Origin of the sequence: Rhizobacter sp. Root404 (genome assembly GCF_001425865.1) — a bacterium.
Classification (GTDB): domain Bacteria; phylum Pseudomonadota; class Gammaproteobacteria; order Burkholderiales; family Burkholderiaceae_C; genus LMDS01.
In genome coordinates, this window is record NZ_LMDS01000004.1 from 154,706 (window position 1) to 176,018 (window position 21,313).

Annotated in this window: 18 protein-coding genes and 3 tRNA genes; all 21 read right to left on the minus strand. The window is 68.4% G+C overall.

All coding sequences use genetic code 11. From position 1 onward, the window contains the following. Positions 1 to 41 precede the first annotated feature (41 nt). Positions 42 to 118, minus strand: a tRNA-Asp gene (locus ASC76_RS05275). An 87-nt stretch (positions 119 to 205) separates the two neighbouring features. Further along, entirely contained in the window at positions 206 to 1,576 is a 1,371-nt protein-coding gene (locus tag ASC76_RS05280) for a multicopper oxidase family protein (RefSeq protein WP_056466907.1), read from the minus strand. 11 nt (positions 1,577 to 1,587) lie between these two features. Continuing rightward, on the minus strand, positions 1,588 to 2,991 hold the full coding sequence (locus ASC76_RS05285) for a TolC family protein (protein WP_056463590.1): 1,404 nt from the start codon (positions 2,989 to 2,991) through the stop codon (positions 1,588 to 1,590). A gap of 229 nt (positions 2,992 to 3,220) precedes the next feature. Further along, the gene (locus tag ASC76_RS05290) at positions 3,221 to 3,637 is read right to left on the minus strand and encodes a hypothetical protein (protein ID WP_056463592.1); all 417 of its coding nucleotides are present in this window, start codon (positions 3,635 to 3,637) and stop codon (positions 3,221 to 3,223) included. A 148-nt stretch (positions 3,638 to 3,785) separates the two neighbouring features. Next, positions 3,786 to 3,861: transfer RNA gene (locus ASC76_RS05295), tRNA-Glu, on the minus strand. A gap of 47 nt (positions 3,862 to 3,908) precedes the next feature. Continuing rightward, a tRNA-Ala gene (locus ASC76_RS05300) sits at positions 3,909 to 3,984 on the minus strand. A 108-nt stretch (positions 3,985 to 4,092) separates the two neighbouring features. Further along, positions 4,093 to 5,511 (minus strand): glutamate--tRNA ligase, encoded by a 1,419-nt coding sequence (gene gltX, locus ASC76_RS05305; protein WP_056463595.1) that lies wholly within the window; start codon positions 5,509 to 5,511, stop codon positions 4,093 to 4,095. Then, positions 5,511 to 6,755, minus strand: a complete 1,245-nt coding sequence (locus tag ASC76_RS05310) for an O-succinylhomoserine sulfhydrylase (RefSeq protein WP_056463598.1) — start codon at positions 6,753 to 6,755, stop codon at positions 5,511 to 5,513. Before ASC76_RS05310 ends, gltX begins: the two co-directional genes overlap by 1 nt. Continuing rightward, complete coding sequence (gene purF, locus ASC76_RS05315; protein ID WP_056463601.1) at positions 6,752 to 8,272, minus strand: amidophosphoribosyltransferase; 1,521 nt, start codon at positions 8,270 to 8,272, stop codon at positions 6,752 to 6,754. Before purF ends, ASC76_RS05310 begins: the two co-directional genes overlap by 4 nt. 36 nt (positions 8,273 to 8,308) lie before the next feature. Further along, entirely contained in the window at positions 8,309 to 8,818 is a 510-nt protein-coding gene (locus ASC76_RS05320) for a CvpA family protein (protein WP_235580362.1), read from the minus strand. A 7-nt stretch (positions 8,819 to 8,825) separates the two neighbouring features. Further along, entirely contained in the window at positions 8,826 to 9,557 is a 732-nt protein-coding gene (locus ASC76_RS05325) for an SPOR domain-containing protein (protein ID WP_056463606.1), read from the minus strand. Between the two features lie 117 nt (positions 9,558 to 9,674). Beyond that, positions 9,675 to 10,997 (minus strand): bifunctional tetrahydrofolate synthase/dihydrofolate synthase, encoded by a 1,323-nt coding sequence (folC, locus tag ASC76_RS05330; protein ID WP_056463609.1) that lies wholly within the window; start codon positions 10,995 to 10,997, stop codon positions 9,675 to 9,677. Beyond that, positions 10,997 to 11,869, minus strand: coding sequence for an acetyl-CoA carboxylase, carboxyltransferase subunit beta (accD, locus tag ASC76_RS05335; RefSeq protein WP_056463612.1), 873 nt, complete (start codon positions 11,867 to 11,869; stop codon positions 10,997 to 10,999). The genes folC and accD overlap by 1 nt, the downstream gene beginning before the upstream one ends. 10 nt (positions 11,870 to 11,879) lie before the next feature. Next, a complete protein-coding gene (gene trpA, locus ASC76_RS05340) occupies positions 11,880 to 12,677 on the minus strand; it encodes a tryptophan synthase subunit alpha (RefSeq protein WP_056463615.1) in 798 nt (265 codons plus the stop codon). After that, the gene (trpB, locus tag ASC76_RS05345) at positions 12,674 to 13,939 is read right to left on the minus strand and encodes a tryptophan synthase subunit beta (protein WP_056463620.1); all 1,266 of its coding nucleotides are present in this window, start codon (positions 13,937 to 13,939) and stop codon (positions 12,674 to 12,676) included. The genes trpA and trpB overlap by 4 nt, the downstream gene beginning before the upstream one ends. A gap of 19 nt (positions 13,940 to 13,958) precedes the next feature. Continuing rightward, positions 13,959 to 14,606 carry a phosphoribosylanthranilate isomerase gene (locus tag ASC76_RS05350; protein ID WP_056466912.1) on the minus strand — a complete coding sequence of 216 codons (648 nt, stop codon included), beginning with the start codon at positions 14,604 to 14,606 and terminating at the stop codon, positions 13,959 to 13,961. 11 nt (positions 14,607 to 14,617) lie between these two features. Continuing rightward, positions 14,618 to 15,403 (minus strand): tRNA pseudouridine(38-40) synthase TruA, encoded by a 786-nt coding sequence (gene truA / locus ASC76_RS05355; RefSeq protein ID WP_056463624.1) that lies wholly within the window; start codon positions 15,401 to 15,403, stop codon positions 14,618 to 14,620. 22 nt (positions 15,404 to 15,425) lie between these two features. Continuing rightward, entirely contained in the window at positions 15,426 to 18,071 is a 2,646-nt protein-coding gene (locus ASC76_RS05360) for a FimV/HubP family polar landmark protein (RefSeq protein ID WP_305815376.1), read from the minus strand. Positions 18,072 to 18,311: 240 nt separating this feature from the next. Continuing rightward, positions 18,312 to 19,442, minus strand: coding sequence for an aspartate-semialdehyde dehydrogenase (asd, locus tag ASC76_RS05365; RefSeq protein ID WP_056463631.1), 1,131 nt, complete (start codon positions 19,440 to 19,442; stop codon positions 18,312 to 18,314). 89 nt (positions 19,443 to 19,531) lie between these two features. After that, positions 19,532 to 20,635 carry a 3-isopropylmalate dehydrogenase gene (gene leuB, locus ASC76_RS05370; RefSeq protein WP_056463635.1) on the minus strand — a complete coding sequence of 368 codons (1,104 nt, stop codon included), beginning with the start codon at positions 20,633 to 20,635 and terminating at the stop codon, positions 19,532 to 19,534. 31 nt (positions 20,636 to 20,666) lie between these two features. Further along, the gene (gene leuD, locus ASC76_RS05375; RefSeq protein ID WP_056463640.1) at positions 20,667 to 21,311 is read right to left on the minus strand and encodes a 3-isopropylmalate dehydratase small subunit; all 645 of its coding nucleotides are present in this window, start codon (positions 21,309 to 21,311) and stop codon (positions 20,667 to 20,669) included. Positions 21,312 to 21,313: the final 2 nt, after the last annotated feature.

Sequence of the window (21,313 nt, forward strand, 5' to 3'; positions counted from 1 at the left end):
AAAAACAGGCACCGCTAAGTGCCTGATTTCATTAGAGATATTGGCGGAGTGGACGGGGCTCGAACCCGCGACCCCCGGCGTGACAGGCCGGTATTCTAACCAACTGAACTACCACTCCATGGTCTGCAAGACCGTCTCGGGCGGTCTTGACCCGAGCCCTCTACTTTAGCACAGCTTTGGACGCTTCTTGCCTACCGCTGCGGCGTCAGTGCTCGTGATGCCCAGACGGCTTGCGAACGCGCAAGGTCTCGGCGTCGGCCTTCGGGGCGGGCGCGCGGACTGTCGCGGGCATGGCGGTCGCCACGTATTCGGAGGCCAGCGTGCCCGCGGGATGCTGGTAGGGCCCGGGATCCCTGAAGTCGCCGCGCGCAACGTTGTCGCGCACCTTCACGACGCTGAACATGCCGCCCATCCCCACCGGCCCGAACGGACCGGTGCCGGTCATCATCGGCAAGGTGTTCTCGGGGATCGGCATCGCCATGGCGGCCATGTCGTGCATGCCCTTGTCGCCCATGACCATGTAGTCGGGCACCAGCTTCGAGATCCGCTTCGCCACTTCACGCTGGTCGACGCCGATCATCGTCGGCACGGCGTGGCCCATCGCGTTCATCGTGTGGTGCGACTTGTGGCAATGCAAGGCCCAGTCGCCGGCGAGCGCGTCGAACTCGAACGCGCGCATCTGGCCGACGCCGATGTCGGTCGTCACCTCGGGCCAGCGCGCGCTTTTCGGCACCCAACCGCCGTCGGTGCCGGTCACCTCGAAATGAGGCCCGTGCATGTGGATCGGGTGGTTGGTCATCGTCAGGTTGCCGACGCGGATCCGGACCCGCTCCCCGGTGCGCGCCACCAGCGGATCGATGCCCGGGAAGGCGCGGCTGTTCCATGTCCAGAGGTTGAAGTCGAGCATCGTGTTGACCTTGGGCGTCGCACTGCCCGGATCGATGTCGTAGGTGTTCAGGATGAAGCCGAAGTCGCGGTCCACCCTGAACTGCCGCGCGTCCCTGGGGTGCACGATGAACAGGCCCATCATGCCCATCGCCATCTGCGTCATCTCGTCGGCGTGCGGGTGGTACATGAAGGTCCCGGAGCGCTGCAGCACGAATTCGTAGAGGAACGTCTTGCCGACGCCGATCGGCGGCTGCGTGAGGCCGCTGACACCATCCATGCCGGACGGCACGAGCACACCGTGCCAATGGACGCTGGTGACTTCGGGCAACTTGTTGGTGACGAAGATGCGAATGCGATCGCCTTCCACCGCCTCGATCGTCGGCCCCGGGCTCTGACCGTTGTAGCCCCAGAGGTTGGCCTTCATGCCCGGCGCGATCTCGCGCACCACGGGCTCAGCGACGAGGTGGAACTCCTTGACGTTGTCCTTCATGCGCCACGGCAACGACCAGCCGTTCAGCGTCACGATGGGTTGGTACGGGCGCCCGTTGGGCGGCAATGGCGGGAGCTGCATGGCCGCCGACGGCTGCGTCGCCGCCTCCGGCAGCAGCGCCGCGCCGACACGGCTGACCGCGGCGGCACCCAGCATGGTGGCGCCGGCGGCCTTGAAGAATGTCCTGCGATGGGTCATGGTCATGTCCTTCAATGGGCGGCCGGACGCGCCGAGGGAGCGTCCGCGCCTGCGCCACGGTTGGTCGGCGCCGAAACGGGTGAGCGACCCGTCAGTGCGGCCTGCAATTGCGTCTCGGCGATCCAGTAGTCGCGCAGCGCTTCGACGGCGCCGGTCACGCTCGCGACCTGGTCGCGCGCGTCCGCGAGCAGGTCGAACACGCTGAGCAGCATGCCGTTGTAGCGAAGCAGGTTCTCGTCCGAGATGCGCTGGCGCAGCGGCACGACCTCGTCGCGATAGTGCTTCGCGAGGTCGTAGGCGGTGCGGTAGGCCGAATAGGACTCGCGCACTTCGGAGCGGGCGTTGAGCGCGATCTGCGCGGTCCGGTGCAGGGATTGCAGGTAGGTGGACTCGGCCCTGGCCACGCGCGTGGTGCCGAAGTCGAACAAGGGCAGCTCGAGTTCGATCTCGTAGCCGTTCTTGCGCGGCTCACCGGTCTGGCTCTGGTTCTGGTAGCCCACGTCGAGCACGTTGACGAACCGCGTCGCCCGTGAGAGCCCGAGCGATCTGGCGGTGGCTTCGGTGGCGCGCCTGGCCATCAGCACGTCCAGGCGCTTGTCCATTGCGACCTGTTCGGCATCCCGCAGGTCGGCCGGCGCGGCCGGCAGATCGGGCAGGCGTTCGGGCAACCGGAAAGCGAGCTGGTCGCCGGACAGCGCCAGGACACGACTCAGCCGCTCGCGCGCCGCCACGGCCTGGTGCCGTGCACGCGCGAGCCGGGCGGTCGCGTCGGCGTAGAACGACTGCTCGCGCATCTGTGCGAGCGCGCTGAAGTTGCCGGCGGCGACCATGCGCCTGGCCAGTTCGTTGGACGCATCGGCCGCGTCCTTGACCTGTTCGAAATAAACGACCAGCTCCTGCGCGCACGCGGCTTCGAAGAAGGCCTGGCGCGCCTCGCCGGCGACGCCGACGGTGTCGAACGCGGCCTGGTACTGCGTCTGCTCGAAGCGCCGTTGCTCGACTTGGCGCGCCCACGGCATCGCGAAGAGGCTCAGCACGTCGAACATCACGGCCCGGTCGATCTCGACGCCACCGCCGCCGCTGAGGCGCCCGAAGGTGAACCGCGGGTTGGCCAGGCGACCCGCGCGCACGAACTCGGCTTCGGCAATCCCGAGCTCGGCGTAGCTCGCCTGGAGCGCGCGGTTGTTCAGCAGCGCGAGTTCCACCGCGCTGTCGGCATCGAGCGGTTGTGCGAGCAGCGCGGCGATGCGCGCCCGCGTCGTTTCGGCAGGCTCGCCGGTGCGCTGATAGACAGGCGCCTGTCCGATGCGCTCGCGGGTGAGTTGCGCGACCTGGTCGAAGCCCCCGTCCGGCGAGAACGACGCGCAGCCGCCGAGCACGAGCGCAGCCAGGGCCGTGGCGGTCAGGCGCAGCATGTCTTGTCTCCGACAAGATGGTGACCGTGGCGGCCGCCCTCCATCGGTGTGGCCCGGCTGCGCCGGAGCGGCAGCGGGCACGCAGGCCGCCTGGGCGAGCGCCCAGGCTGATCGAATGTGCTTCATCGTTTCACTTCCATCTGATTCGCCGCCGCATCGGAGTCGCGGCGGATCCTCGCGCGCTGGACGCGCGAGCCCGATTCGGCCTCTCAGCAGAGGCCTGGAGGGGTCAGCTGGTTCGTGGGGGGCGTTCCTGGCCGTCCGACTGGAAGGCCGCGACGGGCGCCGTCAGCGTGGGGAAGATGGCACGCGCCGTCACGACCGGCTCGCCGAGCGTTGGCACGGTACCGAGCAGGGACGCCATGCAGCACCCGCTCGCGCAGAAGTGGCAGGTGGTCGGGTGATCGCCGGATGCGCCGTCCGTGGTCGGCACCTCAGGACTGGCGTGGGGGTGATGCGCCGCGTGGTCGGCCGCCATCGTGCCTTCGGCGTGATGGTCATGCACGGCGTGGTGCGCGTGTGCGGCACTGGCGGCGGCGACCGACGCCCCGGCCCCGCCCGGGCAGAGCAAGGTCGCGGCCATGGCGCCCCGCACCGGGAGCAACACGCACAGCAGGACGAGGATGATGAGACGGAAGGAGCGCACGACGCGCGATTATTGCGCAGCAGCGGAGGCCGCGACCTGCAGCGCCCGGAAAAGCGAAACGGCGCACGAGGCGCCGTTTGCTTTCAACTCTTGACCTCGCCTCACAGGGCTGGGATCTCGTGAGAAATCGGCAGCGCGCTGTGCAACGTGGCGTCCCCTAGGGGATTCGAACCCCTGTAATCACCGTGAAAGGGTGGTGTCCTAGGCCTCTAGACGAAGGGGACTTGAACCTTCATCGCGACTTGATCTGCGGCGGCTTACCTTGGCCTGTTGGTGGAGGTAAGCGGGATCGAACCGCTGACCTCTTGCATGCCATGCAAGCGCTCTCCCAGCTGAGCTATACCCCCTGATCCTTTGCATCGCATGAACACGTCTTATCGACGATTCACACGCTGCTCCAAACTTCCGGTCCAGCCGTCGCAATTTCAAGCGAGACTGCGATTATAGCCAGCTTTTTAGCGGCTCTGCAAACGCTCCAACACTTGCTGTCGTGAGAACAGTTCGAGCACCGCATCGAGCGACGGCGTTTGCGCGCGACCGCACACCAGCACTCGCACGGCGTGCGCCAGTTGCGGCATCTTCAGGCCATGGGCGGCCAGCGTTTCCTTGATGGCCGCGGCGATCGCGGGCCTGGTCCACTCGGCCGCTTCGAGCTTGCCGCGCAGCGTCTGCACGGCGGGCTTCACGGCGTCGGTGACGTGCGCCGCGAGGTCGTCGGTCGAGGGCGTCACGTCGGCGAAATACATCGTCAGCCAATCGGCAAGTTCGACGGTGGTCGCACAGCGGTCCTTGAACAGACCGCAGCGACGCGCCAGCACGTCGTCGATTGCCGCCGCGATGCCGCGTCGCGCGAACTGGGCGGCGACGAGGGGGGCGAGCGTCGCGTCGTCGGTGTTTTTCAGGTAGTGCGCGTTGACCCACGCCAGCTTGGCCGCATCCCACTGAGCCGGACTCTTCGACAGATGCTCGCCGTCGAACCACTGCACCATCTGCTCGCGGCTGAACAGTTCCTCGTCGCCATGGCTCCAGCCCAACCGCGCCAGGTAGTTCACCATCGCCTCGGGCAGGTAGCCGTTCTCCTCGTAGGCCGTGACGCTCACCGCGCCGCGCCGCTTCGAGAGCTTCTGTCCGTCGTCGCCGAGGATCACGGGCAGATGGCCGAACAGAGGCAGCGGCGCGCCGAGCGCGTTGAAGATGTTGATCTGCCAGGGCGTGTTGTTGACGTGCTCGTCGCCGCGGAAGACGTGCGTGATCGCCATGTCCCAGTCGTCGACGACGACGGCGAAGTTGTAGGTCGGCACGCCGAGCGCATCGGGCCCGCCGCCAGCGGCCGGTCGCATGATGATCAGGTCGTCGATCTCGCGGTTGGAGATCGTGATGCGGCCCTTCACCAGGTCTTCCCAGCTCACGTCGCCGTCCGGCGGGTTGCAGAAGCGCACGACCGGATCGACGCCGGCCGGCACCGGCGGCAGCACCTTGCCGGGCTGTGGGCGCCACGTGCCGTCGTAGCGACGCTTCTCGCCACGCGCTTCCTGCGCGGCCTTCATCGCCTCGAGTTCCTCGGGCGTGCAATAGCAGCGGTACGCGGTGCCGGCCGCGAGCATCTGCTGCACGACCGCCTGGTAGCGCTCGAGGCGCTGCATCTGGTAGATCGGGCCCTCGTCGTAGTCGAGACCGAGCCACTGCATGGATGCGAGGATCTGGTCGACCGAATCCTGCGTGGAGCGGGCGACGTCGGTGTCCTCGATGCGCAGCACGAACTGGCCGCCGAAATGCCGCGCGTAGGCCCACGAATAGAGCGCGGTGCGGGCCGTGCCGAGGTGCAGGAAGCCCGTAGGCGACGGGGCGATGCGGGTGCGGACGATGGAACTCATCAGGAGGTCAAGGTGGAGAGGCCGCGTTGCAGGTCGTCGATGACGTCCAGCGGGTGCTCGAGGCCGACCGCCAGACGGACCAGACCCTGGCCGATGCCGGAAGCGCGGCGCTGGTCTTCGGTGAGGCGCCCGTGCGAGGTTGTCGCCGGGTGCGTGATGATGGACTTGGTGTCGCCCAGGTTGGTCGCGACCGATAGCACGCGCGTGCTGTCGAGCACACGGAACGCATTCGCGCGCGCGGCCTCGGGCGAGGCGCCGCGCACGTCGAACGACAACAGCGCCCCGCCCAGTCCGGATTGCTGGCGCATCGCGAGCGCGTGCTGAGGGTGCGACGCAAGGCCGGGGTAGTACACGCGCTCCACATCGGCCTGCTGCTCGAGCCATTGCGCGACTTGCAGCGTGTTGGCGCTCTGCGCGCGCATGCGGATGTCGAGCGTTTCCATGCCCTTGAGCAGCACCCAGGCGTTGAACGGGGCGAGCACCATGCCGGCGGTGCGCATCACCGGGCCCATCACGTCCTTGATCACCTTGGCCGGGCCCGCCAGCGCCCCGCCCATCACGCGACCCTGGCCATCGAGGTACTTGGTCGCGGCGTGCATCACGATATCGGCACCGTGCTCGATCGGACGCTGCAGCGCCGGCGAGCAGAAGGTGTTGTCGACGACGAGCATCGCGCCGGCGTCGTGCGCAATCTCGGCGAGCGCACGGATGTCGCATACCTCGGTCAGCGGGTTGGTCGGCGTCTCGGCGAACAGCAGCCGCGTGGCCGGGTCGAGCGCAGCGCGCCACGCGCCCAGGTCGGTCTGCGAGACGAAGGTGGTGCGCACGCCGAACTTCGCGAACTCCTTCGCGAACAGGTTGATCGTCGAGCCGAACACCGAGCGCGAGCAGATCACGTGGTCACCGGCCTTCAGCAGACCCATGCCGAGCAGCAGGATCGCGCTCATGCCGGTGCTCGTCGCGATCGCTGCTTCGGCGCCCTCCATCGCCGCGAGGCGGGCCTCGAAGCTGCGCACCGTCGGGTTGCTGGTGCGCGCGTAGGTGAAGTCCTCGGATTCGGCAAAGCGCCGCGCCATCGTCGCGGCATCCGGCTGCACGAAGGCGCTGCTCAGGAACAGCGCTTCGGAGTTCTCGCCGTGCTGGCTCGGTGCGAGTGCGGTGCGCACCGCGAGCGTCTCGCGGCGCAGGCCCTCGGGCAGGACCGCGCGCGCGATGCGGCGGCTCTCATCGTCTCGTGTCGTCATGCGGGTTCGCCGTTCTGCAGTGCGAGCCGGGTGCGGTCGTCGCTCTCTTCCTCATCGACCTGCGCCTTGCGCTGCTCGGCCATCGCGGTGAAATCGGCGGCGCTCACGTCGCCGGTGATGTAGTGGCCGTCGAAGCACGAGGCCTCGAAGCTGCGCAGCTTGGGGTTCAACGCGCCGACCACGCGCTTCATCGCGTCGACGTCCTGGTAGATCAGCGCGTCGGCGCCGATGAACTGGCGGATCTCCTCGATCGTGCGGCCGTGGGCGATCAGCTCCTCGCTGGTCGGCATGTCGATGCCGTAAACGTTCGGGAAGCGCACCGGCGGCGCGGCCGAGGCCATGTAGACCTTGCGTGCCCCGGCGTCGCGCGCCATCTGCACGATCTCCTTGCTGGTGTTGCCGCGCACGATCGAGTCGTCGACGAGCAGCACGTTGCGGCCCTTGAACTCCACGCCGATCGCATTCAGCTTCTGGCGCACCGACTTCTTGCGCGCGCCCTGCCCCGGCATGATGAAGGTGCGGCCGACGTAGCGGTTCTTGACGAAGCCCTCGCGGTACGGCTTGCCGATGCGCTGCGCCAGCTGCATCGCCGACGGCCGGCTCGATTCGGGGATCGGGATCACCACGTCGATCTCGTTCGGCGGGATCGTCGAGATCAGCCGCTGCGCGAGCGTCTCGCCCATGTTCAGGCGCGCCTGGTAGACCGAGATGCCGTCCATGATCGAATCGGGACGGGCGAGATACACGTACTCGAACATGCACGGGTTCAGGCTCGGGTTCTCGGCGCACTGGCGCGCATGCACGGTGCCTTCGAGATCGATGAACAGCGCCTCGCCGGGCGCCACGTCGCGCAGCACCTGGTGGCCGGTGCCCTCGATCGCGACCGACTCGCTCGCGACCATCACCTCGCGGCCCTCGGGCCCGACACCCTCGCCCACGCACAGCGGCCGGATGCCGAACGGATCGCGGAACGCGAGCAGCCCGTGGCCGGCGATCAGCGCGACCACCGCATACGACCCCTTGATGCGCTTGTGCACCGCGCGCACCGCGTCGAACACGAGGTCCGGCGTCAGCGGCCGGTCACGCGTCGCGAGCGCGAGTTCATGCGCCACGACGTTGATCAACACCTCGGTGTCGCTGGTGGTGTTGATATGGCGGCGGTCGATGTCAACCAGTTCCCGCTTCAGCGCGAGCGCGTTGGTCAGGTTGCCGTTGTGCACGAGCACGATGCCGAACGGCGCGTTGACGTAGAAGGGCTGCGCCTCCTCTTCGCTGTAGGCGTTGCCGGCGGTCGGATAGCGCACCTGTCCGAGACCGACGGTGCCCGGCAGCCCGCGCATGTTGCGGGTGCGGAACACGTCGCGGACCATGCCGCGCGCCTTGTGCATGAAGCACTTCGTGCCCTGCATCGTGACGATGCCGGCCGCGTCCTGCCCGCGGTGCTGCAGCAGCAGCAGCGAGTCGTAGATCAGTTGGTTGACCGCGCCCTTGGAGATGACGCCGACGATGCCGCACATGATTTGATGCCTTGGTTCAGCGCGCCGAGCGAGTCGTCATGCTGTCGAAGAAGAAGGTGAAGAAGGAACCTCGTTGGTGAACACCGGACGCAGTTCATGCACCACGGCATTCAGCCACGCGACGCCTTGCGAACTCTGCCATGCCGGTGATCGCCCCCACGGCGAGATGCCGACCACCGTCGCGACGATCAGCAGCACGACGAGCCCGCGCACGAAGCCGAAGCCGGCGCCCAGCAATCGATCGAGCGGGCTGAGCGGCGTCGCGCGGATCAGCGCGCGCACCAGCCGGGCGCCGATGCTCCAGACCACGAGCGCGACCAGGAACACGCAGGCGAAGGTGACGACGTAGTTCAGCATCGACCCGGGCGCGCCGATGTGGATGTACGCCACAAACATCGGCGTGAGCCACAGGCCGACGAAGTAGGCGACGAACCAGCCGACCAGCGACAACAACTCGAACACGACCCCGCGCATCAGGCCGACGAGCACCGACAGCAGCAGGAACGCCGCCAGACCGATGTCCACCCAGCCGAGCTCGATGTTCACCGGCGCCTCAGAGGGTCAGCACGACGGCGGTCAGGCCGGCGGCCTTGGCCTTGGCCAGCGCCTTGGCCGCTTCGTCGCGTGAAGCGAACGGGCCGACGCGCACGCGAATGCGGTTGCCGGACGGCGTGCTGGCGACCTGCGTGTAGGTCTTCAGCCCGAGCTTCTCGGCCTTGACGCGGGTCTCGCGCGCCGCGGCCGCGTCGGCGAACGCACCGACCTGCACGACGAAGCGCCCTGCGTCGGCCGCCGTCGGCTTCGGCTCTTCCTTGGGCGCGGGCTTGGCGGCGGCTTTCGGCTCGGGCTTGGGCTCCGTCTTGGGTTCCGGCTTCGACTCGGGCTTGACCTCGACGGGCTTGGGTGCGGGCGCCGCAGCGGGCGCGACGGTGCGCCCTGCTTCCTCGCGCGTTTCCGTGATGACGTCGTTGGACGACGTCGCGACCGGTGCGGGCGCGACAGCGGACGCCGGGGCGGTCACGACCGGCGCCTTCGACGGCATCACCAGCGGCGGCGCGCCTTCCTTGCGCGGGACCTCGATCGGGATGTCGACCGGGATCGGCCGCGGCTGCGTCTCGAACACCAGCGGAAAGCCGACGATGCCGATCACCACCAGCACCGCGGCGCCAATCAGCCGCTGGCGGGCACGCACTCGCGCCTGCTGGACCGCGTCGGCGGTATCGCTCGCTGCGCTGCTGGTTGCCGCAGTGTCGGTGCGGCGCTTGAAAACGGACAGCAAACCCATGCGATGCGAGTTCCAGTGAGGGCCTGAGATGAGCGGGCGAGGTTGCCCCGTCGCGCGGCATGCGCCATGACCGCGCAGGCGCCTCGATCGACGGACTTCGAGCCGCCTGCGCAGCCCTCAGACCGCGTGTTGTCCCGTCAGACGGGGCACGCCGTCTGCGAGCACGCCACCGACGGTGTTGAACGATCCAAAGACGACGATTCTATCAGCGGGGTCGGCCGCAGCCAGGGCTGCCGCGAGCGCTTCCTTCGGGCTCCCGTGGGTCCGGACCGTCACCGGGCCGGGGCCGGCGAGCCCCAGCGCCGCATGCTTCGCGGCCAGCTGCGCAGCCGTCGCGGCGCGCGGCAGCGGCAGGTCGGTGAAGTGCCAATGATCGACCAGCGGCGCCATGCGCTTGAGCAGCGCGTCGACGTCCTTGTCCGCCATCACGCCGAACACCGCATGGGTGCGGGGGAAGAAGCCCATCTGGTCGAGGTTCTGCGCCAGCGTGGCGACCGCGTGCGGGTTGTGCGCGACGTCGAGCACCAGCGTCGGCTGGCCGGCGACGATCTGGAACCGGCCCGGCAGTTCGACCGTGGCGAAGCCCTGCCGCACCGCCTGCGCGGTGATCGGCACGCGTCCCCGCAATGCCTCGAACGCGGCGAGCACGCCGGCCGCATTGAGCAACTGGTTCGCGCCGCGCAGCGCCGGATAGCCCAGCCCGTTGTAGCGGCGCGTGCGTCCGGTCCAGTTCCACTGCTGCTTGTCGCCGCCGAAGCTGAAATCGCGCCCGACCAGCCACAGGTCGGCGCCGACGCGTGCGGCAGTGTCCACCAGGCTCTGCGGCGGCCGCGGGTCGCTGACGATCACCGGCGCGCCGGCGCGCATGATCCCGGCCTTCTCGATCGCGATCGTCTCGCGGTCGGGCCCGAGGAACTCGGCATGGTCGATGTCGATGCTGGTGATGATCGCGCAGTCGGCATCGAACGCGTTGACGGCGTCGAGCCGACCGCCCATGCCCACTTCGAGGATCGCGAGGTCGAGCGGCTGTTGCGACAGCAGGCGGAAGATCGCCAGCGTCGTGAACTCGAAGTACGTCAGCGCCGTATCGCCGCGCGCCTGCTCGACGGCCTCGAAGTGCGGCAACAGCGCTGCCGCATCGACCATCGTGCCGTTGACGCGGCAACGCTCCTCGAAGTGCACCAGGTGCGGCTTCGAGTAGAGCCCGACGCGGTAGCCAGCCGCCAGCGCGATCGCCTCCAGCATCGCGCAGGTCGATCCCTTGCCGTTGGTGCCCGCCACGGCGATCACGGGCATCGCGAAATGGAGGCCCAGGCGCTCGCGGACGCGGCGCACGCGCGCCAGCGTCATGTCGATCTCTTTCGGGTGCAGGCGCAGGCAGTGCGCCAGCCAGTCGGCGAGCGTGCGCGGCGGCACGCCCGCCGGGTCGGATGCGGGCATCAGGTCACCGCGTCGGCGCTCTGGCGCTGCAGCATCGCGATCGCGCGGGCGATCACGCCCCGCAGTTCCCGGCGGTCGACGATCGTGTCGATCGCGCCGGTCTGCAGCAGGAACTCGGCGCGCTGGAAGCCCTCGGGCAGCTTCTCGCGCACGGTGTTCTCGATCACCCGAGGGCCGGCGAAGCCGATCAGCGCCTGCGGCTCGGCGATGACGACATCACCGACGAACGCGAAGCTGGCCGAGACGCCGCCCATCGTCGGGTCGGTCAGCACGCTGATATAGGGCAGGCGCGCCTTCGCCAGGTGCGTCAACGCGGCGTTGGTCTTGGCCATCTGCAGCAGGCTCAGCAGGCCCTCCTGCATGCGCGCACCGCCGGTGGCGGTGAAGCTGACAAACGGCGTCCTCTGCTCGATCGCCGTCTCGACGCCGCGCACGAAGCGCTCGCCGACCACCGAGCCCATCGAGCCGCCCATGAACTCGAACTCGAAGCACGCGGCGACGACCGGCACGCTCAGCACCGAGCCGCCCATCACGACCAGCGCATCGGTCTCGCCGGTGTTCTCCAGCGCGTCCTTCAGGCGTTCGGTGTACTTCTTGCTGTCCTTGAACTTCAGCGCATCGACCGGCAGCACCTCCTGGCCGATCTCGTAGCGGCCCTCGGCGTCGAGGAACGCATCGAGCCGCGCCCGCGCGCCGATGCGGTGATGGTGGCTGCACTTCGGGCAGACGTTGATGTTCTGCTCGAGGTCCGTCTTGTAGAGCACCGTCTCGCACTGCGGGCACTTGATCCACAGGCCTTCGGGCACGGTGCGGCGCTCGCCCCTCTCGTTCGGCTGAATCTTCGGGGGCAGCAGTTTTTCCAACCAGCTCATGGCGGTCCTTTCAGGAATCTAGCGCGGCGCGGATCTCGCCGATGAAGCGGCCCGCGGCAGTGGCGACATTCTCGCGCGTCTGCGTTTCCAGCAATTGCACCAGGGCGGTGCCGATCACGACGGCGTCCGACACGGCGGCCACGGCCTGCGCCGTCTTCGCGTCGCGGATGCCGAAGCCGACGCCGACCGGCAGCTTCACGAACGTCTTGATGCGCGGCACCGCCGCCGCCACCGCGGCGGTGTCGAGGTTCCCGGCGCCTGTCACGCCCTTCAGCGACACGTAGTAGACGTAGCCGCTGGCGATCCGACCGACCTGCGCCATCCGCGTTTCGGTCGAGGTGGGCGCGAGCAGGAAGATCAGATCGATCCCCTGGGCACGCAGCTTCGCAGCGAAATCCTCGCACTCTTCGGGCGGGTAGTCGACCACCAGCACGCCATCGACGCCCGCCCCCTTGGCGTCGGCCACGAACCGGTCGACGCCGTAGCGCTCGACCGGATTCGCATAGCCCATCAGCACGACGGGCGTGGTGTCGTTCGTCTTGCGGAAGCCGCGCACGAAGTCCAGCACCTGCGGCATACCGATGCCGCGCGCCAGCGCGCGCTCGCCGGCCTTCTGGATCACCGGGCCGTCGGCCATCGGGTCGGAGAACGGCACGCCGAGTTCGATCACGTCGGCGCCCGCGCTCGCCATGGCCAGCATGATGTCGACCGTGGCGTCGCCGAACGGGTCGCCCGAGGTGACGTACGGGATCAGCGCCTTGCGGCCGCTCGCCTGCAGCGCATCGAAGGTGGTCTTGATGCGGCTCATTTCGGCCCCTTCACGATCGCGTCGCCGCCCTTGGCCGACTGCCCCTGGCACGATGGGCGGCAGAAGAAGTCGGCCCCCGACAGGTCGGCGATCGTCCCGATGTCCTTGTCGCCGCGGCCGGACAGGTTGACCAAAAGGTGCTGGTCGGACCGCATCGTCGGCGCCAGCTTCATCGCATACGCCACGGCGTGCGCCGACTCGAGCGCCGGGATGATGCCTTCGGTGCGGCACAGGCGGTGAAACGCATCGAGCGCTTCCTGGTCGGTGATGCCGACGTACTCGGCGCGGCCGATGTCCTTCAGGTAGGCGTGCTCCGGGCCAACGCCCGGGTAGTCGAGCCCGGCGGAGATCGAATGGGTCTCGGTGATCTGGCCGTTCGCGTCCTGCAGCAGGTAGGTGCGGTTACCGTGCAGCACGCCTGGCGAGCCTTTGGTGAGCGACGCCGAATGCTTGCCGCTCTCCAGGCCCTGCCCCGCCGCCTCGACGCCGATCAGGCGCGTGCCGGCATGGTCGATGTACGGGTAGAAGATGCCCATCGCGTTGCTGCCGCCGCCGACGCAGGCGATCACGGCATCGGGCTGGCGGCCGATCATCTCGGGCATCTGCACCAGGCACTCGTCGCCGATCACGCGCTGGAAGTCGCGCACCATCGTCGGGTACGGGTGCGGGCCCGCCACCGTGCCGATGATGTAGAAGGTGTTCTCGACGTTGGTGACCCAGTCGCGCAACGCCTCGTTCAGCGCGTCCTTCAGCGTCTTGGAGCCACTCTCGACCGGCACCACCGTCGCGCCGAGCAGGTTCATGCGGTAGACGTTCGGCGACTGGCGCTTCACGTCCTCGCTGCCCATGTAGACCACGCACTCCAGGCCGTAGCGTGCGCAGATCGTCGCGGTCGCCACGCCGTGCTGGCCGGCGCCGGTCTCGGCGATCACGCGCGGCTTGCCCATGCGGCGCGCAAGCATCGCCTGGCCGATCGTGTTGTTGACCTTGTGCGCGCCGGTGTGGTTCAGGTCCTCGCGCTTCAGGAAGATCTGCGCGCCGCCGAGTTCGCGGCTCATGCGCGCCGCGTGGTAGATCGGGCTCGGGCGGCCGACGAAGTGCTTCAGTTCGTATTGGAATTCCGCGAGGAACGCCGGGTCGTTCTGGACGTCGGCATAGGCGCGCTTGAGTTCATCGAGCGCATGCACCAGCGTTTCGGCGACGAAGCTGCCGCCATAGGGGCCGAAGTGGCCCGAGGCATCGGGTTGTTGGTAGTTCGACATGATGAAAGATTCGGATTGATCAGGCGGGCGATGCGGCACTGCGGGCATCGGCCTCGCGCACTGCATCGCAGAACCGGCGGATCGCGACGGCATCCTTGATGCCTTTCGCGGACTCCACGCCGGAGCTGACGTCAACGGCCCACGGCCGCAGCGTCTGGATGCCTTGGATCACATTTCCGGCATGCAACCCACCAGACAAAACGACTGGAAGGGGCACGTCGGAGGGAATGAGCGACCAATCGAAAACCTTTCCACCGCCGCCATAACCGTCGACATGCGCGTCGAGCAGGAGGGCTTGGGCCTGTGTGAACCGGGAGGCGAAGTCTAGCAAATCGAAGCCTGCGGTCATGCGGGCCGCGCGCAGATAGGGCCGCCCGGCGCGGGCGCAGTCCTGCGGGCTCTCATCGCCATGGAACTGCGGCAGCAGCGCCGGAATCGCCGCGGTGGCCGCCGCGATGTCGGCGTCCGACGCGTTGACAAACAGGCCCACGGGCGTCACGAAAGGTGGCAACCGCCGCGCCAGCACCTCGGCGCGGGCCAGGTCAATGTGGCGTGCGCTGCGGGCGTAGAAGACGAAGCCGATCGCGTCGGCGCCCGCCTCGACGGCCGCGTCGACATCGGCTTCGCGGGTCAGGCCGCAGATCTTGATTCGGGTGCGCTGGTTCATGGTCGTGTGGGTCACGGCAACCAGTCGAGCACCGGCGTGCGCTGCGGGATGTCGTGGACGGGATCGTAGTACGGCCCGACGAAGTAGAGGCCATCCGCCGGAAAGGTCGGTGCCGCCCGGCTGCGGTCGCGTCCTGCGAGCACCGCCGCCAGCCACGCGCCGTCCCGCGTACCGGATCCGACGGCAAGGAGCGCACCCATCAGGTTGCGCACCATGTGATGCAGGAACGCATTGGCGTCGAATTCGAAGCGCCAGTAGGCACCTCGGCGGGTGAGCGCGATCGAGCGGATCGTCTTGACCGGTGTCGGCGCCTGACACTCCGACGAGCGGAACGCGCTGAAGTCGTGTTCGCCGAGCAGCAAGGCCGCGGCCGCTTCCATGCGCGCGCCATCGAGCGGACGAAAGCTCCAGCCGACGGAACCGGCCTCGACCGCCGGGCGCACCGCCGACTCGAGCAGCACGTAGACGTAGCGCCGGCCCAGCGCTGCGTAGCGGGCGTGGAAGGTCTCGTCGTCGAAGCGCCGGCACCATTGCACCGCGATGTCCGGCGGCAGGAAGCGGTTGGTGCCGCGCACCCACGACGATTCGGCACGCTCGATCGGCGTGTCCAGGTGCACGACCTGGTTCAGCGCGTGGACGCCGGTGTCGGTGCGGCCCGCGCAGACGGTGCGCAGCGGCACGTCGGCAAAACGGCCCAGCGCGTGCTCGAGCCGATCCTGCACCGTCTGACCGTCCGGCTGGCTCTGCCAGCCGCGGTAAGCCTGGCCGCGGTAGGCGACGCCGAGCACCACCCTCACGAGGGCGCCCCGCCGCCGCCGGTCACCCGAGGTCGGCCAGCATGCTCTGCGCGCGGCTCTTCACGCTGCCGCTCGACTTGGCAACGACTTCGTGCAGCAGATCGCGCGCGCCATCGTTGTCGCCGATCTGGCGGAACTCCTCGGCCAACTCGAGCTTGCGCGACATCGGGTCGTCCTCGCCGCCGTCCTGGGCCGACAGGTCCAGCGCGCCGAACGCGGACGTCGACTCGGCGGCCGGCGCGCGCGTCGCCTCGGTCGTCATCGGGTGCGTCGGCGGCATGTCGAGGTCGAGAGAGATGTCGGACAGGTCGAACGTGGACGGCTCGGCCGGACGCGGGACCGGCTTGGCCTGCAGTTCGGGCACGTCGGGCAGCGCGAAATCGAGCGACATGTCGTCGACAGGCGGCGGCGGAGACGGCGCGAAGGCCTGCGTGGTCTCGAGGTTGCCGCGGACGCTGGGTTGACCGGATTCGGGGTTGCCCAGGTCGAGGTCGAGATCGGCGCCTACGCTGCCGCCGCTGTCGGTCATCAAGGCCCCACGCACCGAATTGCCGAACTGCGATGGCGACGGCAGCACCGACTGCGGCATGGTGCTCGCGTCGAGTGGTTCGAGGACTTCGCCACCGTCGCGGTGCATGCCGGCCGGCACGCCGCCCGGCTTGTAGAGCGGGTTGTCGGCGTCGATCTGGGTGCCGAGCTCCTGCGCCTTGGCCCAGTCCTCGCCTTGCCCGCGGGTCAGTGAGTAGAGCTGGGTCGCCAGCAATTCGAAGCCCTTGGTATCGCGACGCTTGGCGTAGACCTCGAGCAGCTTGGTGCGGATCGCCATGCGGTCCGGGTTGCTGCGCATGGCCTCCTTCAGGATCTCCTCGGCTTGCAGATCGCGACCGTAGGCCAGGTACACATCGGCCTCGGCGACCGGGTCGACGTCGCCGATCGCATCGAGCTGGCTCAGCGAGTAGCTCATCGACGACGAGGTGCCGCCGGCGTCTCGCGTGTCGATGCGCTGGCCGCCGCTGGCGCCGAAGAACGAATCGGGCTGCAGGCGGCTTTCGAGGAACGATGTTTCGCCGCTGTCCTTGCCGGCGCGCCGGGCGAACTTGTAGACGCCGAAGCCGGCGAGCAGCGCGAGCGCGAGCCCGCCGATGCCGAGCGCCATCGGGTTGTCGTCGAGCAGCGAGCCGATCACGCTGGGCTCCTCGGCGGGCAGCGGCGCCTTGACCGGCGACTTGGCCACCGCCGGTGCGCTGGCAGCCGGCTTGGCCGCCACGACCGGGGCGGCCGGAGCCGCTGAAGCGGTCACCGCCGGCGCTGGCGCCGAAGCGGCCATCGGCGCCGAGGCGACGACGACGGGCGCGGCCGGAGGCGGTGGCGCCACAGGCGCCGGCGGCGGCGCGGGAGCGGGCGCAGCAGCCACGACCACCGGTGCAGCCGGCGGGGTCGGTGCAGCAGCGGGCGCGGGCGCCGGCGGCGGTGCGGCCGTCTTCGGCGCAGCGGCACTTGCGGTCGCGCCCGACAACTTCTTCAATTCGTCGACGTTCTTCGCCAGTTCGGCGACGCGCACGTCGTCGGCCTTCTTCGCGCGATCCTTCGAAATCTGTTCTTCGACCTTCGCGCCCGCGGCACCCTTGCTCAGCGTGAGCTTGTCGGGCGTCGCCGCGGCGGCCTGCTTGCGGTCATCGACCGAGGCCGTCACCTTGCCGCTGGCCTGGCGCGAACTGCCCTCCGGCCGGGTCGTCGGCACTGCGCCGGCGAGGCGTTGACGGTAAGCGCCGAAGTCGGCGCTCTGGGCCTGGATGACCTGACGCGCTTCGTTCGGCGTCACGCCCTTGGCGGCGTCGGCGCTCGGCACGGCCAGCACCACGCCCGCCTTGAGACGGTTCATGTTGTTGTCCATGAACGCCTGCGGATTGCCGCGGTACAGCGACACCAGCATCTGGTCGAGCGACACGCCGGGCCGCTGGGTGCGGGTGGCGATCTTCGACAGCGAATCGCCCGGGCGAACCTTGTAGTCGTCGACGCCGGCTGCGGCCGGCGCATCTGCCGGCTTGACGGCCACGGCGCGCGGCTCGCGCGGCGCGGCCGCGGGACGCGGTGCCGGCGGTTCGGCCGCAGGCGCGGGAGCAGCCGCAACCGCCGGAGCGGGCGCCGGGCGGCGTTCGGCGGCACGCGGCGGTGCGGCCGGCACCGGGGTCGCGGCGCTCAGGGCCGGTGCGGTCGTCGGCGTCGGCGCGGGCGGCGCGGCACGGGCCGTCACCGGCGGATCGAACAGCATCGTGTACTCGCGCACCAATCGGCCGGTGGACCAGTTCAGTTCGAGGATGACGTCGACGAAAGGCTCCTGGACGCCGCGGTCGCTCGTCAGCTTCAGGTACGGCCGTCCATCGGCGCGGCGCAGCAGTTCGACCTGCGTGCCGGGCAGCACCGCGTTGTAGTCGACGCCAGCGGCCTTGTACGACTCGGGCGGCGCCACGCGCACGCGCAGGTTCGACGCCTCCTCGGGCGTCATGCTGGTGACGTCGATCTCCGCACGGAGCACCTCGCCCAGCGCCGACTGCACCTGAACCCGCCCTAAACCCAGAGACCAGGCCGCGGGCGCCGCCATGATCAACGCGGCCGCGGCCACCCCGGTCAGGGCGAAACGCCCCGAGAACGTCAAGCTTCTTTTCAAGGCGTCTCCCAAAAAGACGAGGCGAGCGCCTGCGCGCGACCGCCGATATCGACAGCGTCCATCTCGCGTTCCGCACCTCGGAAAAGTCGGCGCCAACGCAAAATCTTAGAAATCACAATAACATCAACAAGATACGTTGACAAGCTAATGCAATGGCTGACATTTTGCGCTGTTCGACGAATCGGCCGGATCGTGGCGTGGCAGCCCTGCAACAAGTGTCGCGCAGCTGCCCTGCCCGCCTCAGGCGTCGACCACGATGCGCAGCATGCGCCGAAGCGGCTCGGCCGCGCCCCAAAGCAGTTGGTCGCCGATCGTGAACGCGCCCAGGTACTGCGGGCCCATCGACATCTTGCGCAAGCGGCCGACCGGGATCGTCATCGTGCCGGTGACGGCCACCGGCGTCAGGTCGCGCAGCGTCGCTTCCTTGGTGTTCGGGACCAGCTTGACCCAGGCGTTGTCGGCCGCGATCAGCGCCTCGATATCGGCCAGCGGCACATCCTTCTTGAGCTTGAACAGCAGCGCCTGGCTGTGGCAGCGCATCGCGCCGACACGCACGCAGAAGCCATCGACCGGCGTGGCGTCCGTGCCGAAGCCGGCGCCCTGGCCGAGGATCTTGTTGGTCTCGGCCTCGCCCTTCCACTCTTCCTTGCTCATGCCGTCGCCCAGATCCTTGTCGATCCACGGGATCAGGCTGCCGCCCAGCGGCACGCCGAAGTTGGCGGTCTCGGCGTCGGACAGGCCGCGCTGGGTGGCCGCCAGCTGGCGGTCGATCTCGAGGATGGCACTCTTCGGGTCGTCGAGCAGGTGGCGCACCGAGGCGTTCAAGGTACCGTATTGCGTCAACAGTTCACGCATGTGGGCCGCACCACCGCCCGAGGCGGCCTGGTACGTCATCGTGTTCATCCACTCGACCAGCCCGGCCTTGTACAACGCGCCCACGCCCATCAGCATGCAGCTGACCGTGCAGTTGCCGCCGATCCAGTTGCGTCCGCCCTTGGCGAGCGCGTCCTTGATCACCGGCATGTTGACCGGGTCGAGCACGATGACGGCGTCGTCCTTCATGCGCAGCGTGGAGGCGGCGTCGATCCAGTGACCGTTCCAGCCTGCGGCGCGCAGGCGCGGGAACACGTCCGACGTGTAGTCGCCGCCTTGCGCGGTGACGATGATTTCGCAGCGCTTCAGCGCGTCGATGTCATAGGCATCGAAGAGCTTCTTCTCGTTCTTCGCCATCACCGGGGCGGTGCCGCCGGCATTGCTGGTGCTGAAGAACATCGGCTCGATGTGGTCGAAGTCGCCTTCGGCCTGCATGCGATCCATCAGCACGGAACCGACCATCCCCCGCCATCCAACCAAACCCGTGAGTGCTGTCATCAAAGTTGCCCCAGTGAAAAAGTTGATCGAAACCTCTTTGCTCCCCCGGCTCGCTCGCCAAGGGATGGGGCGACACGAACCGGAGCCAGCTAGCCCTTGGTAATCGTGGTTTTCGCGGTGGCGGCCGAGAGCGCGGCGACGACGGCGTCGCCCATCTCGATCGTGCCGACCTTGGTCGTTCCTGCGGACCAGATGTCTGCCGTGCGCAAGCCCTGCGCGAGCACACGCTGCACGGCCGACTCGATGCGGTCGGCGGCGGCGGGTTGGTTGAGCGAGAAGCGGAGCATCATGGCGGCAGACAGTATTGTAGCCAGCGGATTCGCCAGGTTCTTGCCGGCGATGTCAGGCGCGCTGCCGTGGCTCGGCTCGTACAGCCCCTTGCCCGCCGAATTGAGCGAGGCCGACGGCAGCATGCCGATCGAGCCGGTCAGCATCGCGGCCTCGTCGGACAGGATGTCGCCGAACATGTTGCCGGTGACGATGACGTCGAACTTCTTCGGATCCTTGACCAGCTGCATCGCGGCGTTGTCGACGTACATGTGGTCGAGCGCGACGTCCGGATACTGCGCGTGCACCTCGGTGACGACGTCCTTCCAGAACTGGAAGGTCTCCAGCACGTTGGCCTTGTCGACGCTGGTCAGGCGCTTGTTGCGCTTGCGTGCGGCCTGGAACGCGACATGCGCGATGCGCTCGATCTCCGGGCGCGAGTAGCGCATCGTATCGAACGCCTCCTCGGCGCCGGCGAACGCGCCGTCCGGCGACTCGCGGCGGCCGCGCGGCTGGCCGAAATAGATGTCGCCGGTGAGCTCGCGAATGATCAGGATGTCCAGCCCCGCGACCAGCTCGGGCTTCAGGCTCGACGCGTGAGTCAGCTGCTCGTAGCAGATCGCCGGGCGGAAGTTCGCGAACAGGCCCAGGCTTTTGCGCAGACCGAGGATCGCCTGCTCGGGACGCAAGGCGCGCTCGAGCTTGTCGTACTTCCAGTCGCCGACGGCGCCGAACAGCACCGCGTCGGCGCCCTGCGCGAGCTTGAGCGTCGCCTCGGGCAGCGGGTGACCATGCGCGTCGTACGCGGCACCGCCGACCAGCGCAGTCTCGGTCTCGAAACGCAGGTCGAGCGCGCCCAGCACGCGCACGGCCTGCGCGACGATCTCGGTGCCGATGCCGTCACCCGGCAGGATTGCAATCTTCACGGGGGGAGCTTTCTGTCGTTGTCGTGGTGGATCAGATCGTGTGCGCGAGCCACGGCTTGGTCAGCAGCCGTTCGGCCTCGAAGGCGCGGATCTTGTCGGCATGGCGCAGCGTCAGGCCGATGTCGTCGAAGCCGCCGAGCAGGCAGTACTTGCGGAACGGCTGCACGTCGAACGGGATCGTCGCGCCGTCCGGCTTGACGATGACTTGCTGCTCGAGGTCGATCGTGAGCTTGTAGCCGATGAAGGCCGCCGCCTCGTCGAACAGGCGCGCGACCTGCTCCTCCGGCAGCACGATCGGCAGCAGGCCGTTCTTGAAGCAGTTGTTGAAGAAGATGTCGGCGTAGCTCGGCGCAATGATCGCGCGGAATCCGAACTGATCGAGCGCCCACGGCGCATGCTCGCGCGACGAGCCGCAGCCGAAATTCTTGCGGGCCAGCAGCACCGAGGCGCCCTGATAGCGTGGCTGGTTCAACACGAAGTCGGGGTTCGGACGGCGCGACGCCGGGTCCTGCCCGGGTTCGCCGTGGTCCAGGTAGCGCCATTCGTCGAACAGGTTCGGACCGAAGCCCGAGCGCTTGATCGACTTCAGGAACTGCTTCGGAATGATCGCGTCGGTGTCGACGTTCTCCCGGTCCATCGGAGCGACCAGGCCGGTGTGGATGCGAAACGGGGTCATGG

Excerpts from the sequence above, each read along its gene's own strand:
- trpB (WP_056463620.1), bottom strand. The coding sequence starts at position 13,939 with ATGTCGAACTACCAACAACCCGATGCCTCGGGCCACTTCGGCCCCTAT.
- folC (WP_056463609.1), bottom strand. The coding sequence starts at position 10,997 with ATGCCCGCATCCGACCCGGCGGGCGTGCCGCCGCGCACGCTCGCCGAC.
- ASC76_RS05280 (WP_056466907.1), bottom strand. The coding sequence starts at position 1,576 with ATGACCCATCGCAGGACATTCTTCAAGGCCGCCGGCGCCACCATGCTG.
- gltX (WP_056463595.1), bottom strand. The coding sequence starts at position 5,511 with ATGAGTTCCATCGTCCGCACCCGCATCGCCCCGTCGCCTACGGGCTTC.
- purF (WP_056463601.1), bottom strand. The coding sequence starts at position 8,272 with ATGTGCGGCATCGTCGGCGTCATCTCCAAGGGCGCGGTCAACCAACTG.
- trpA (WP_056463615.1), bottom strand. The coding sequence starts at position 12,677 with ATGAGCCGCATCAAGACCACCTTCGATGCGCTGCAGGCGAGCGGCCGC.
- ASC76_RS05285 (WP_056463590.1), bottom strand. The coding sequence starts at position 2,991 with ATGCTGCGCCTGACCGCCACGGCCCTGGCTGCGCTCGTGCTCGGCGGC.
- ASC76_RS05350 (WP_056466912.1), bottom strand. The coding sequence starts at position 14,606 with ATGAACCAGCGCACCCGAATCAAGATCTGCGGCCTGACCCGCGAAGCC.
- leuD (WP_056463640.1), bottom strand. The coding sequence starts at position 21,311 with ATGACCCCGTTTCGCATCCACACCGGCCTGGTCGCTCCGATGGACCGG.
- accD (WP_056463612.1), bottom strand. The coding sequence starts at position 11,869 with ATGAGCTGGTTGGAAAAACTGCTGCCCCCGAAGATTCAGCCGAACGAG.
- asd (WP_056463631.1), bottom strand. The coding sequence starts at position 19,442 with ATGACAGCACTCACGGGTTTGGTTGGATGGCGGGGGATGGTCGGTTCC.
- ASC76_RS05310 (WP_056463598.1), bottom strand. The coding sequence starts at position 6,755 with ATGACGACACGAGACGATGAGAGCCGCCGCATCGCGCGCGCGGTCCTG.
- ASC76_RS05325 (WP_056463606.1), bottom strand. The coding sequence starts at position 9,557 with ATGGGTTTGCTGTCCGTTTTCAAGCGCCGCACCGACACTGCGGCAACC.